Source organism: Rhizobium sp. LjRoot258, assembly GCF_964254185.1.
Taxonomy (GTDB): Bacteria; Pseudomonadota; Alphaproteobacteria; order Rhizobiales; family Rhizobiaceae; genus Rhizobium.
In genome coordinates this window covers 43,414-56,279 of sequence record NZ_CAXUST020000002.1, presented here as the reverse complement: position 1 = coordinate 56,279, position 12,866 = coordinate 43,414, and the positions used below count along the sequence as shown (strand labels likewise).

Here is a 12,866-nt window from a genome sequence, read left to right as displayed (position 1 = left end):
CGGAAGCTGGCACATTGTCGCGCGGGTTTCAATTTGCGCGATGCCCAATATGGCTCAATTTGCGAATGCGGCGATGCCGGTGATGGCGCGGCCGAGGATCAGGGCGTGGACATCGTGGGTTCCCTCGTAAGTGTTGACGACCTCGAGGTTGACGAGATGGCGGGCAATGCCGAACTCGTCGGAGATGCCGTTGCCGCCCAGCATGTCGCGGGCAAGCCTGGCGATGTCGAGCGCCTTGCCGCAGGAATTGCGCTTGACGATCGAGGTCAGCTCCACCGGCGGATGCCCGTCTTCCTTCATGCGGCCGAGCCTTAGGCAGCCCTGCAGACCAAGCGAAATCTCCGTCACCATGTCGGCGAGCTTCTTCTGGATCAGCTGGTTGGCGGCGAGAGGCCGGCCGAACTGCTTGCGGTCGAGCACATATTGGCGTGCCTTGGCGTAGCAATCCTCGGCAGCTCCGAGCGCCCCCCAGGCAATGCCGAAGCGGGCAGAATTCAGGCAGGTAAACGGGCCTTTGAGACCCGACACGTTGGGCAGCAGGTTCTCTTCCGGCACGAAGACATTATCCATCACCACCTCACCGGTGATTGAGGCGCGCAGGCCGACCTTGCCGTGGATGGCCGGCGCCGACAGGCCCTTCCAGCCCTTTTCCAGGACGAAGCCGCGGATGACACCGTCCTCGGTCTTGGCCCAGACGACGAAGACGTCGGCGATCGGGGCATTGGAGATCCAGGTCTTGGCGCCCGACAGGCTATAGCCGCCATCGACCTTCCTTGCCCGCGTCACCATCGAGCCCGGATCCGAGCCGTGGTTGGGTTCGGTCAAGCCAAAGCAGCCGATCCATTCGCCGGTCGCAAGCTTTGGCAGATATTTCTGTTTCTGCGCCTCCGTACCGAAGGCATCGATCGGCACCATGACCAGGGAGGACTGCACGCTCATCATCGAGCGGTAGCCGCTGTCGACGCGCTCGACCTCGCGGGCGATCAGGCCATAGGCAACGTAGCCGAGGCCCGCCCCGCCATATTCCGGCGCAATCGTCGGCCCAAGCAGGCCGAGCTCGCCCATTTCGCGGAAGATCCGAGGATCGGTCTTCTCGTTACGGAAGGCCTCGAGCACGCGCGGCACCAGCTTTTCCTGCGCGTAGGATTGTGCCGTCTCCTGCACCATGCGTTCCTCGTCTGACAACTGCTCCACAAGCCGGAACGGATCGGCCCAGTCGAAGATCTCGCGGGTATGCTGCATGGTCACTCCTCCTCATTCCCCTGCCGGCGCGAACCTGCTTCGGGCATAGACCCGCCGGACGGACGGGTCAACTCGCCAGGAACCGACCCCGGGGGCCAACCTATCGCTTCACCCAGGGAGGAATGAACCTGACATCCTTGCCGGTCACAGCCTCGCGCAGGAAATCGATGACGGCCCGCACCCGCGGCGACTGGCGAAGGTCGCGATGGCAAGTGATCCAGTAATGGCGCCTGAGATCGACCTCATCAGGAAGGACCCGTTCCAGCTCGGGGTAACGGCTGGCGAAAAAATAGGGAAGCACACACAGCCCCAGGCCGTTTCGTGTCGCTGTCAGCTGCGCGAAGATGCTGGAGCTCTGGAACTGCGGCTTGATGCGCGGATGCACGTCGCCGAGATAGTCGAGGCCGGGGGCAAAGATCATCTCCTCGATATAGCTGATGAAGGGATGCTCCAACAGGTCGTCGCGGCAGGTGATTGGCGCGCTTCGTTGCAGGTACTCCCGCGAACCATAGACCTGGAGATGGTAGTCGGTGAGCTTGTCGGAAAAATACGGTCCGCCCTTCGGTTCATCGAGAACGACGGTGATATCGGCCTCCTTGCGCGACAGCGACATGATCTGCTGGATCGTCACCAGCTCAAGCGACAAATTCGGGTGGCGGGCGACGAACTGCGGCAGCACGCGCGCAAAGAAGAAGTTGGAGAAGCCTTCCGGCGCGCTGAGCCGCACCACGCCACGCTGCGTTGTGGCGCCGTCGGTCAGATCGGCGCGCAGTCGCTCGGTTTCCTGCTCCATCCTTTCGGCGGTCTCGACGAAGCGCGCGCCCATCGCCGTCATCACATAGCCGCGCGGATTACGCTCGAAGAGTTTGACCTTCAGGGCAAATTCCAGCCGGTCGATGCGGCGCGAAACCGTCGCATGGCTGGTGCGCAATTGCCGCGCGGCAGTCGATAGCTGCCCGGTGCGGGCGACGGCCAGAAAGAACTGCAGGTCATCCCAGGTGAATTGCGCTGAATTGTTCATCAATCCCCCCGTAGGCGCTGTGATCGTCAAGCGCCCGCTATTGGTCTTTCGTCTAATGCCGGGCAACCTGCATATCACCGCGGCCTGCCCTGAGTTCCAACGAAAGCACCCTAACGATCTGCATTCATTGAGCCATGGCGGCGATGCGACAGCACTTCTGTTCAAAAACGAGCAGATACTGTTTGGAATTAGTTGTAAAGCGGCCTTGCTTGAAAGGGGTAATTCCGTGATCGTAAGGCATGCGCCAGCGGCTTTGAGGAGGGCGGCTGGCCAAATCTGAACAGATCCGCATTCTGGCCAATCTCTGGGAGGAGAGACATATGCGAAAGAATCTCATAGCATCGCTCGCATTCCTGCTTGCAAGCAGCACTGCCGTACTCGCCGATGGTGCATCCGACGGCAAGGTGAAGATCGGCATCCTGAACGATCAGTCGGGCGTCTACGCTGATTTCGGCGGCAAGTCCTCCGTGGAGGCAGCCAAGTTGGCCGTCGAGGATTTCGGCGGTAAAGTTCTGGGCGTGCCGGTGGAGATCGTCGATGCCGACCACCAGAACAAGGCCGACATCGCCTCCAACATCGCTCGTCAATGGTACGACACCGAGCAGGTCGACGCGATCATGGAACTGACCACCTCATCGGTAGCGCTCGCGGTCCAGGCTGTAGCCAGGGAAAAGAAGAAGATCGACATCGTCACCGGCGCGGCAACGACGGACCTGACTGGCAAGGCCTGCTCGCCCTACGGCTTCCACTGGGCCTATGACACGCATGCGCTGGCCGTCGGCACCGGCGGCGCGCTCGTCAAGCAGGGTGGCGACAGCTGGTTCTTCCTGACGGCCGACTATGCGTTCGGTTATTCCCTGGAGCAGCAGACGAGCGATTTCGTCAAGGCCAACGGCGGCAAGGTGGTCGGTTCCGTGCGCCACCCCCTCTCGACACAGGACTTCTCGTCGTTCCTGCTGCAGGCGCAATCGTCCGGCGCCAAGGTGATCGGCCTTGCCAATGCCGGTCTCGATACCTCCAACGCCATCAAACAGGCGGCCGAGTTTGGCATCACCCAGGGCGGCCAGCATCTGGCGGCACTGCTCTTCACGCTTGCGGAAGTCCATGGGCTCGGCCTCGATGCGGCACAGGGGCTGACGCTGACCGAAGGCTATTACTGGAACCTCGACGACAAGAGCCGCGAGTTCGGCAAGAAGTTCTTCGCCCGTACAGGGAAGATGCCGAACATGGTCCATACAGGCACCTACTCGGCCGTGCTTCAATACCTGAAGGCGATCCAGAAGGCTGGTACCGACGACACCGATGCCGTTGCCAAGCAGTTGCATGAAATGCCAGTCGATGACGTCTTCGGGCGCGGCGGCACGGTTGGCCCGAACGGCCGCATGATCCATGACATGTACCTGCTTCAGGTCAAGAAGCCAGCCGACAGCAAGGAACCGTGGGACTACTTCAACGTTCTGGCGACCATTCCCGGCAAGGAAGCCTATATCGATCCCGCCAAGAGCGGCTGCGCCCTGGTGAACTAAACCGATGGCGGTTTCCGCAACACAATCGAACGCGACGCCGCGGGTGGTGCTCTCCGCCCGCGGCCTGCGTCGCGACTTCGGCGGCTTCACCGCCGTCAAGAATGTCGATCTCGACGTCCACGATGCAAGTGTGCATGCCTTGATCGGCCCCAATGGTGCTGGCAAGACCACCGTCTTCAACCTGCTTACGAAGTTTTTGCAGCCCAGTGCCGGTACGATCACGCTGATGGGCACCGACATCACCAAAACCGCGCCGGACAAGGTGGCGCGGATGGGACTGGTGCGGTCGTTTCAGATCTCGGCGGTGTTTCCGCATTTGAGCGTTCTCGACAATGTCCGCGTGGCACTACAGCGGCCAAACAATCTGTCGACGCAATTCTGGCGTCCGCTTTCGGCTCTCGACGAATTGAACGATCGTGCCGACCAACTGCTTGCGAAAGTCGGCCTTTCCAAGGAGCGCGATGCGATCGCCGCCGATCTCTCCTATGGCCGCAAGCGCGTGCTCGAGATCGCGACCACGCTGGCGCTTGACCCGAGAGTGCTCCTGCTCGACGAGCCAATGGCCGGCATGGGGCACGAGGATGTCGGCGTCGTTTCGGCGCTGATCCGCGAAGTGGCGCGCGACCGCGCCGTCCTGATGGTCGAACACAATCTGTCTGTGGTCGCCGACATATGCCAGCAGGTGACAGTGCTGCAGCGTGGCGAGATTCTCGCCGAGGGCGACTATGCGACGGTCAGCGCCGATGCGCGCGTGCGCCAAGCATACATGGGCTCGGAGGAGGGTTGATGACGACACTTCTGGAGCTCCAGGGGCTCAATGCCTGGTACGGCGAAAGCCACATCCTGCACGGTGTCGACATGCGCGTCGGCGAAGGTGAGACGATCACCATCCTCGGCCGCAACGGCGTCGGAAAGACGACGACGCTGCGCACCATAACGGGCATTGTGCGCGCCCGCAAAGGCAAGCTGTTCTTTGCCGGCGAGGACATGATGCAGGTGCCGTTGCACAAGACGGCGCGCCGAGGCATCGGATTCGTGCCGGAGGAACGGGGCATATTCTCGACACTGACGGTGTCTGAAAATCTGCTGCTGCCGCCGATCGTCGCCTCCGGCGGCCTGAGCGTGGACGAGATCTACGAGCTGTTTCCAAACCTCTACGAGCGCCGCAACAGTGCGGGGACGAAACTGTCGGGCGGTGAGCAGCAGATGCTGGCGATCGCCCGCATTCTGCGCACGGGGGTGCGCATGCTGTTGCTCGACGAGCCCACAGAGGGCTTGGCGCCGGTCATCGTCCAACGCATCGGCGAGGTGCTGAAACAATTGAAGGAGCGTGGCATGACGATCCTGCTCGTCGAGCAGAATTTCCGTTTCGCTAGCCGGATCGCCGATCGTTTCTATCTTATGGATCACGGGCAGATGGTTTCGGAGTTCCCCGTGGGCGAGCTGCCGCAGCGGATGGATACGCTGCACAAGGTTCTGGGAGTGTGATCTCATGACGATGATCTTCGGCATTCCCCTACAGGCGTTTATGGGCCAGTTGCTGATCGGCCTGATCAACGGTTCGTTCTATGCCCTCTTGAGCCTCGGGCTCGCCATCATCTTCGGTCTGTTGCGGGTCATCAATTTTGCGCACGGCGCGCAATATATGCTCGGCGCCTTCGCCGCCTACCTTCTGCTTGCCTATGCCGGCATCGGCTATTGGCCGTCGCTGATCCTGGCGCCCGTCATTGTCGGTCTGGCCGGCGCGGTGATCGAGCGATTGTTCCTCCGCCGGCTCTATGATCTCGATCCGCTGTACGGACTGCTTTTCACCTTTGGGCTCGCACTCGCCGTGGAGGGCACCTTCCGCTACCTCTATGGCTCTTCCGGGCAGCCCTATGCGCAGCCCGCCGCCCTTGCAGGTGCCGTCAATCTCGGCTTCATGTTTCTGCCGATCTATCGCGGTTGGGTCGTGGCCGTATCGCTCGTGGTCTGCCTCGGCACCTGGCTCCTGATCGAGAAGACGAAGCTCGGCGCGTATCTGCGGGCAGCGACCGAGAATGCGACGCTGGTCCAGGCATTTGGCGTCAACGTGCCGGTCCTCCTGACCATGACCTATGCGCTCGGAGCCGGTCTTGCCGCCTTCGCGGGTGTGCTTGCCGCACCGATCTATCAGGTGTCGCCGCTGATGGGCTCCAGCATGATCATCGTCGTCTTTGCGGTCGTTGTGGTCGGCGGCATGGGCTCGATCATGGGGGCGATCATCACTGGCTACGTGCTCGGTATTGCCGAAGGTCTCACCAAGGTCTTCTATCCCGAAGCTTCAAACATCGTGATCTTCGTCATTATGGCAATCGTTCTCCTCATCAGGCCCGCGGGCCTCTTCGGCCGGGATGCATGACGATGACAGAGATCACCGAAACCATGAGAACGGAAAAGAGCCGCACTGCCCTTTCGGTGCAGGCAGCCTTCCTCATCATCGGCCTGCTGCTCCTGCTCTTGGCGCCATTCTTCTTCTATCCGATTTTCCTGATGAAGCTCTTGTGCTTCGCGCTGTTTGCCTGCGCGTTCAATCTTCTTCTTGGCTACACCGGGCTTTTGTCGTTCGGCCATGCGACGTTCTTCGGCGGTGCGGCTTATTTTACCGCCCATGCCGTGAAGGAATGGGGGTTTTCGCCGGAGCTTGGCATCATCTTCGGTGTGGTAGGCGCTGCCGCCCTCGGCCTCGTCATGGGTTTCTTCGCGATCCGACGCCAGGGCATCTATTTTGCGATGATTACTTTAGCCCTGTCGCAGATGTTCTTCTTCTTCTGCGTGCAATCAGACTTCACGCAGGGCGAGGACGGTATCCAATCCGTGCCGCGCGGCCATCTGTTCGGTGTCCTCGATCTCAATGACGCGACCACCATGTATTATTTCGTGCTGGCCGTCTTTGTCGTCGGTATCCTGATCATTTGGCGTTTCATCAATTCGCCCTTCGGAATGATCCTGAAATCGATCCGGGAAAACGAGCAACGGGCGATTTCGCTCGGCTATTCCGTCGCCCGCTACAAGCTTGGTGCCTTCGTGATGTCGGCTGCCCTCGCGGGGCTCGCCGGGGCGGTCAAATCGCTCGTCTTCCAGTTCGCGACCTTGACCGATGTTGCCTGGCAGATGTCGGGCGAGGTGATCCTGATGACCCTGCTTGGCGGCATCGGGACGCTGATCGGTCCGCTGTTCGGCGCCGGCCTTGTCGTGACACTCGAAAACTACCTGGCGACATCGGAATTTCCGGTGACGATCATCACCGGCATCGTGTTCATGATTTGCGTGCTGATCTTCCGCCGCGGCATCATTGGCGAGTTCTACGCTTCGCGTCTTGGTCGGAAGCTCGGCTTCGTCTACCGCCGCTAAGCCGCGGGGTGACATGAGCATGGATCGTTTCGACTACATCATCATTGGCGCCGGCAGCGCCGGCTGCGTGCTCGCCAACCGGCTGTCCGAAGACAGGAACACGCGCGTGCTGCTGCTGGAGGCCGGTGGCAGCGACAACTATCACTGGATCCATATCCCCGTCGGATATCTCTATTGCATCAACAACCCGCGCACCGACTGGTGCTTCACGACCGCCCCGCAACAGGGATTGAACGGGCGCGCGCTTAACTATCCGCGCGGCAAGGTGCTTGGCGGCTGCTCCTCGATCAACGGCATGATCTACATGCGCGGCCAGGCGCGCGACTACGACCTGTGGCGACAGATGGGATGCACCGGCTGGAGCTGGGATGACGTTCTACCGTTCTTCCGCAAATCGGAAGATCACTATCGCGGCGAAAACGAGCTGCATGGCGCCGGTGGCGAGTGGCGTGTGGAAAAGGCCCGCGTGCGCTGGGCAGTGCTCGATGCATTCCAGGCGGCGGCCAGGGAGGCAGGCATTCCCGAGAGTCCCGATTTCAACACCGGCAACAATGAGGGGTCCGGCTACTTCGACGTCAACCAGCGGTCGGGCATTCGCTGGAACACCGCCAAGGCCTTCCTGCGTCCGGCCATGCGGCGGAGCAATCTGACGGTCCTGACGAAGGCGCAGGTATGTCGCTTGGTCATCGGGGAAGGCGCGGTCACAGGTGTCGATTATCAGCATCGGGGCATCACGAAGCGCGCTCACGCGGCAAGGGAAACGATCCTTGCAGCGGGTGCGATCGGTTCACCGCACATTCTGGAATTGTCGGGCCTCGGCCGCGGCGATGTGCTGCAGAACGCGGGCGTGGAGGTCATCACCGAGGTGAAGGGCATCGGCGAAAACCTACAGGATCACCTTCAGCTTCGCATGGCCTACAAAGTCACCGGCGTTCCGACATTAAACGAGAAGGCAACAAGGCTCATCGGCAAGGCGGCGATTGGCCTTGAATATCTCGTCAGGCGATCCGGACCGATGGCAATGGCGCCAAGCCAGCTTGGCATCTTTACCCGCTCCGGCCCCGACAAGGAAACGCCGGACCTTCAATACCATGTGCAGCCGGTGTCACTCGACAAGTTCGGCGACCCGGTGCACCCATTCCCAGCCATCACCGCAAGCGTTTGCAACCTCAGGCCCGAAAGCCGCGGTTCGGTGCATGTGGCAAGCCCCGATTTTGCCGCCCAGCCGACGATCAGCCCGAACTATCTCTCGACCGAACGCGATCGCGACATAGCTATTCGCTCGATACGCCTGACACGGAAGATTGTCGCAGAACCGTCATTCGCGCGGTTCCAGCCGGAAGAGTTCAAACCTGGCCCGAGCTACCGCACGGATGCGCAACTGGCCGAGGCGGCCGGCGATATCGGCACGACGATCTTCCACCCTGTCGGTACATGCCGGATGGGCGCGGATCGCGAAAGTGTCGTCGACCCCCGCCTCAGGTTCAGGGCTTTGGCGAAGCTTCGGATTGCAGACGCCTCCGTGATGCCGACCATCACATCAGGCAACACCAATTCGCCGACGATCATGATCGCCGAAATGGCAGCGGCCATGATCCTGGCGGACAACAGATAGGAGAACGGCATGGCACGGATCGCATTCATCGGGCTTGGCAATATGGGCGGGCCGATGGCCGCCAACCTCGTCAAGGCGGGTCATCAAGTCACCGGCTTCGATCTTGCAGCACCGGTGCTGCAGGCCGCGCAAGCGCAGGGTGTAACGGCGGCGAGCCATATCAGCCAGGCCGTCTCGGACGCGGAAATCGTCGTGACGATGTTGCCGCAGGGCAAGCACGTGCTCAGCGCATGGACGGACATTCTCGGTTCGATTCCCGCCGGGACGCTTGTCATCGACAGCTCCACGATCGACGTCGACAGCGCCCGCAAGGCACACGAAATGGCAAGCAATGCCGGCTGCCTTTCCCTCGACGCCCCTGTTTCGGGCGGCACCGGCGGAGCGGCGGCCGGTACGCTGACCTTCATGGCGGGTGGCTCCGACGAGGCCTTCGCAACGGCAAAGCCCATCCTGGAAGCGATGGGCAAGAAGATCGTCCATTGCGGAGAGCCCGGCGCCGGGCAGGCAGCCAAAATCTGCAACAACATGATCCTCGGCATATCGATGATCGGTGTCTGCGAGGCTTTCGCACTCGGCGAAAAGCTCGGTCTTTCGCATCAAGCGCTGTTCGACGTCGCCTCGACCTCGTCTGGACAATGCTGGTCGATCAGCACCTATTGCCCTGTCCCGGGGCCGGTTCCAACATCACCGGCAAATAACGGATACAAACCGGGTTTCGCGGCGGCGCTGATGTTGAAGGATCTGCGACTATCACAAGAGGCTGCACTATCTACTGGCGCGTCTACGCCGCTTGGTGCCGAAGCCTCGCAGCTTTACGCTCTTTTCGAGAAACAGGGGAATGGCGGCCGCGATTTCTCGGCAATCATCGAAATGCTGCGGGGCAAGTCGCAATAGCCTCCACGATGGCTTGACACCCTGGTCGATATGGGCGAGGGCCAGCCTGCCGCAGCGAGGCGGCGACCGGCAACAGGAAGTCCGACATGCAACCGCAGCCCAGCGCGACAGTCCTCAAGAACGTCGTGCTGATGGGCGTTGTTCTGATGCTTCTCGGGGACTTTCTCTTCGCACTCAACGACGCGATGGGTAAGTGGCTGGTGACGAGCTTCTCTGTTGGGCAGGTGCTGCTCATCCGCTCACTCGGATGCTTCATCATCCTCGGGCCACTGATCGCCAGACAGGGTCCAGCCCAGCTTTTCAAGGTGGAGCAGAAGGGACTGCAGTTTCTGCGCGTGCTCTTGGCGACGCTCGATGTCGGCCTGTTTTACGCCGCAGTCGCCTATCTGCCGCTGGCCGACGTGATGACCTTCTACATGGCCGGGCCGATCTACGTCGCGGCCCTGTCGCACTTTTTCCTCAACGAACGCATCGGCTGGCGCCGTTGGCTCGCCGTCTTCGTCGGCTTCTGCGGCGTTGTGATTGCGCTTCGTCCGTCCTCGGCAATGCTGTCGCTGCCATCTCTCTTCGGAATTGTCGGCAGCCTCTCCTTTTCGGTGGCGCTCGTCCTGAACCGATATCTCCGCAACACAAGCGATACGACCCTCGTCACCTGGCAGATGATCGCCGCCCTTGTCGTCGGGGCGGTGCTATCGATCGGCGCCTGGCAGCCGACAACAGTAGTCGAACTCGGCGGCATGATTGGGCTAGGCGTCGTCGCGTCCTGCGCGCACCTCTTGATCACGCGTTCGCTGAAGCTTGCACCGGCATCACTGCTGGCGCCGCTGCAGTACAGCCTGCTGATCTGGGCGGTTGCACTGGGATACCTCTTCTTCGGTGACGTTCCTGATCTTTACGTGATCACAGGCGGCACGATCATCGTCGTGGCCGGCCTGTTTATCTTCCATCGCAAGAACCTGCTGGAAACAGTGCCGCCGGAGGCTGTTGCCCCCGACGGCCACTGATTTTGCTCGTCATTTCGGCCGCTAAGCGGCAGCCGGCTTGATCACGCCGCGGCGTATCTGGTCGGCTTCGATGGATTCGAAGAGCGCCCTGAAGTTGCCCTCGCCGAAACCTTCGTCGCCCTTGCGTTGGATGAACTCGAAAAAGATCGGGCCGATAACGGTCTTCGAGAAGATCTGCAACAGGATCTTGGTCGTGCCGCCATCGAGTACGCCTTCGCCATCGATCAGAATGCCGTGCCGACGCATCCTGTCGATCGGTTCGTCGTGGCCGGTGACGCGCTGAACTGACATGTCGTAATAAGTTTCGGGTGGGCCGGGCATGAAGCGAAGCCCGTTCTCGGCGAGCTTGTCGGTCGCTTCGTAGATGGCATCGGTTCCGACAGCAATATGCTGGATGCCTTCACCCTTGTACTTCTTCAGATACTCCTCGATCTGGCTGGTATCGTCCTTCGATTCATTCAGCGGAATGCGAATCTTGCCGCACGGCGAGGTGATTGCGCGGCTCATCAGGCCGGTAATGCGGCCATCAATGTTGAAGAAGTGAATCTGCTTGAAATTGAACAGTTCGCGGTAGAAGTCCCACCACGTGTCCATGTTGCCGCGATGGACGTTATGGGTGAGGTGGTCGAGATAAAAGAAACCAACGCCGTCTGGCTTCGGATTGGGTTTGCCTAACCAGTCAAACTCGAGATCGTAAGCCGATCCTTTCGCGCCGTAGCGTTCCACGAAGTAGAGAAGCGAGCCGCCAATACCGACGATCGCCGGCACATCGAGCGTCTTGTCGTCGCCCTCGTAAGGGGTCGCGCCCTTGGCGACGGCGTGGTCAAAGGCATGCTTGGCGTTTACCACACGCCACGCCATCGACGGAGCGCAGGGGCCGTGATCGCCGACAAACCGCTTCGCGTGGCTGTCCGGCTCGGCATTGACAAGATAGTTGATGTCACCCTGGCGCCAGACGGTGATGTCCTTGCTCTTGTGCTTGGCAACCGCTTGATACCCCATGCAGGTGAACAGTTCCGCGAGCTTTCCCGGCTGCGGGTGCGCGAATTCGACGAACTCGAACCCATCCGTGCCGGCGGGATTGTCCGCTGTGATTTGAGACGGCGGTGCGTCGTGCGGATAGGGGCCCATTTGCTGCTCCTGAGGCTGTAGTCATTTGATGCAAATTATCGCTCCGCTTTCATGCAATGTGCTTGCATTATGGGCATGTTTGGCAAATGATCCGCACGGAACGTGCAGATAACGAACGGATCGTACAATGTCTGAGCAACTGGACGGATTTGATCGGAAGATCCTCGCCGCGCTCCAAAGCGACGGACGACTGACCAATATCGAACTGTCCGAACGCATTGCCCTTTCAGCGTCTCAATGTTCGCGGCGGCGAACGCGACTGGAAGCTGAGGGCTTCATTCGCGGCTATCAGGCAAACCTCGATCCGGACAGGCTGGGGCTTAGCCTGCTGGTCGTCATCTCGGTGACGCTGGCAACCCACAATCGCGACAACGCTCGCCGCTTTGCGCAATTGGTCAACGGCCTTCCCGAGGTCCTTGAAGCCTATGCGCTGACCGGCGAAATGGACTATCACCTGAAAGTCGCGACCCGTGGCCTGTCCGGCCTTTCGCGCTTCGTCAACGACGTGCTGCTGCCGCATGAATCGGTTCAGCACGTGAAGACCTCGATCGTTCTCAATACGTTGAAGAACTTCGAAGGTTATCCGCTTTCCGGATCATAATTCATTTCGATTTGCGCGACAGTCCCGCAGACGCCTCGATCGCCGCGAGCGCCAGATCGAGATGCCGGATGGCCTCTTCGCCGAGCGTGATGCGCACCGTCTCCTGGTACTTGTCGGCAAGGAGGGTGATTTTTTGATAGTATTGCCGCCCAAGCGCGGTGAGTTCGATCTGCTCGAAGCGTCGGTCGGTGTCGCTTGGAACTCTTTTCAGCCAGTGCCGCTGTTCCAATGCCTGGACTGCGCGGCTGACCTTTGTCTTGTGCATATGCGAATGCGCGCCGATGTCCTTTGCCGTCATTACCCCGACGCTGCCGAGTGCGGCCAGCGTGCGCCATTCGGGCCGGGTCAGATCGAACTCCTGCTTGTACTGCCGGGCAAATGACAGGCTGACCAGTTCCGATGCCCGGTTGAGCCGGTACGGGATGAAGCCGTCGAGCTCGAATCCATCCGCCATGCCCAC

Annotated in this window: 13 protein-coding genes; 9 read left to right on the top strand and 4 right to left on the bottom strand. The window is 60.7% G+C overall.

Going from position 1 to position 12,866, the window contains the following annotated elements:
* Positions 1–54: 54 nt before the first annotated feature.
* The gene (locus tag ACSQ9D_RS21105) at positions 55–1,242 is read right to left on the bottom strand and encodes an acyl-CoA dehydrogenase (RefSeq protein ID WP_436283943.1); all 1,188 of its coding nucleotides are present in this window, start codon (positions 1,240–1,242) and stop codon (positions 55–57) included.
* Positions 1,243–1,342: 100 nt separating this feature from the next.
* Positions 1,343–2,263, bottom strand: a complete 921-nt coding sequence (locus ACSQ9D_RS21100) for a LysR family transcriptional regulator (protein ID WP_037126513.1) — start codon at positions 2,261–2,263, stop codon at positions 1,343–1,345.
* A gap of 320 nt (positions 2,264–2,583) precedes the next feature.
* On the opposite strand from ACSQ9D_RS21100, the gene ACSQ9D_RS21095 reads away from it, so the two are divergent.
* The 8 genes from ACSQ9D_RS21095 (at position 2,584) to ACSQ9D_RS21060 (ending at position 10,674) form a co-directional block, all read left to right on the top strand.
* Entirely contained in the window at positions 2,584–3,789 is a 1,206-nt protein-coding gene (locus ACSQ9D_RS21095) for an ABC transporter substrate-binding protein (RefSeq protein ID WP_436283942.1), read from the top strand.
* 4 nt (positions 3,790–3,793) lie between these two features.
* A complete protein-coding gene (locus ACSQ9D_RS21090; RefSeq protein WP_436283941.1) occupies positions 3,794–4,576 on the top strand; it encodes an ABC transporter ATP-binding protein in 783 nt (260 codons plus the stop codon).
* Complete coding sequence (locus tag ACSQ9D_RS21085) at positions 4,576–5,277, top strand: ABC transporter ATP-binding protein (RefSeq protein ID WP_436283940.1); 702 nt, start codon at positions 4,576–4,578, stop codon at positions 5,275–5,277. Before ACSQ9D_RS21090 ends, ACSQ9D_RS21085 begins: the two co-directional genes overlap by 1 nt.
* Positions 5,278–5,281: 4 nt before the next feature.
* Positions 5,282–6,169 carry a branched-chain amino acid ABC transporter permease gene (locus ACSQ9D_RS21080; RefSeq protein ID WP_436283939.1) on the top strand — a complete coding sequence of 296 codons (888 nt, stop codon included), beginning with the start codon at positions 5,282–5,284 and terminating at the stop codon, positions 6,167–6,169.
* A 2-nt stretch (positions 6,170–6,171) separates the two neighbouring features.
* Positions 6,172–7,161, top strand: coding sequence for a branched-chain amino acid ABC transporter permease (locus ACSQ9D_RS21075; RefSeq protein WP_436283938.1), 990 nt, complete (start codon positions 6,172–6,174; stop codon positions 7,159–7,161).
* A gap of 19 nt (positions 7,162–7,180) precedes the next feature.
* Positions 7,181–8,776 (top strand): GMC family oxidoreductase, encoded by a 1,596-nt coding sequence (locus tag ACSQ9D_RS21070; protein ID WP_436283937.1) that lies wholly within the window; start codon positions 7,181–7,183, stop codon positions 8,774–8,776.
* 9 nt (positions 8,777–8,785) lie between these two features.
* On the top strand, positions 8,786–9,670 hold the full coding sequence (gene mmsB / locus ACSQ9D_RS21065) for a 3-hydroxyisobutyrate dehydrogenase (RefSeq protein WP_436283936.1): 885 nt from the start codon (positions 8,786–8,788) through the stop codon (positions 9,668–9,670).
* An 86-nt stretch (positions 9,671–9,756) separates the two neighbouring features.
* Positions 9,757–10,674, top strand: a complete 918-nt coding sequence (locus tag ACSQ9D_RS21060) for a DMT family transporter (RefSeq protein WP_436283935.1) — start codon at positions 9,757–9,759, stop codon at positions 10,672–10,674.
* 21 nt (positions 10,675–10,695) lie between these two features.
* Here ACSQ9D_RS21060 and hppD read toward each other — a convergent pair whose 3' ends face one another.
* Positions 10,696–11,805 carry a 4-hydroxyphenylpyruvate dioxygenase gene (gene hppD / locus ACSQ9D_RS21055; protein WP_436283934.1) on the bottom strand — a complete coding sequence of 370 codons (1,110 nt, stop codon included), beginning with the start codon at positions 11,803–11,805 and terminating at the stop codon, positions 10,696–10,698.
* 127 nt (positions 11,806–11,932) lie between these two features.
* Between hppD and ACSQ9D_RS21050 the strand changes: the two genes are divergently transcribed.
* The gene (locus ACSQ9D_RS21050) at positions 11,933–12,406 is read left to right on the top strand and encodes an Lrp/AsnC family transcriptional regulator (protein WP_436283933.1); all 474 of its coding nucleotides are present in this window, start codon (positions 11,933–11,935) and stop codon (positions 12,404–12,406) included.
* A gap of 1 nt (position 12,407) precedes the next feature.
* Here ACSQ9D_RS21050 and ACSQ9D_RS21045 read toward each other — a convergent pair whose 3' ends face one another.
* Positions 12,408–12,860 carry a MarR family winged helix-turn-helix transcriptional regulator gene (locus ACSQ9D_RS21045; RefSeq protein ID WP_037126493.1) on the bottom strand — a complete coding sequence of 151 codons (453 nt, stop codon included), beginning with the start codon at positions 12,858–12,860 and terminating at the stop codon, positions 12,408–12,410.
* Positions 12,861–12,866 lie beyond the last annotated feature (6 nt).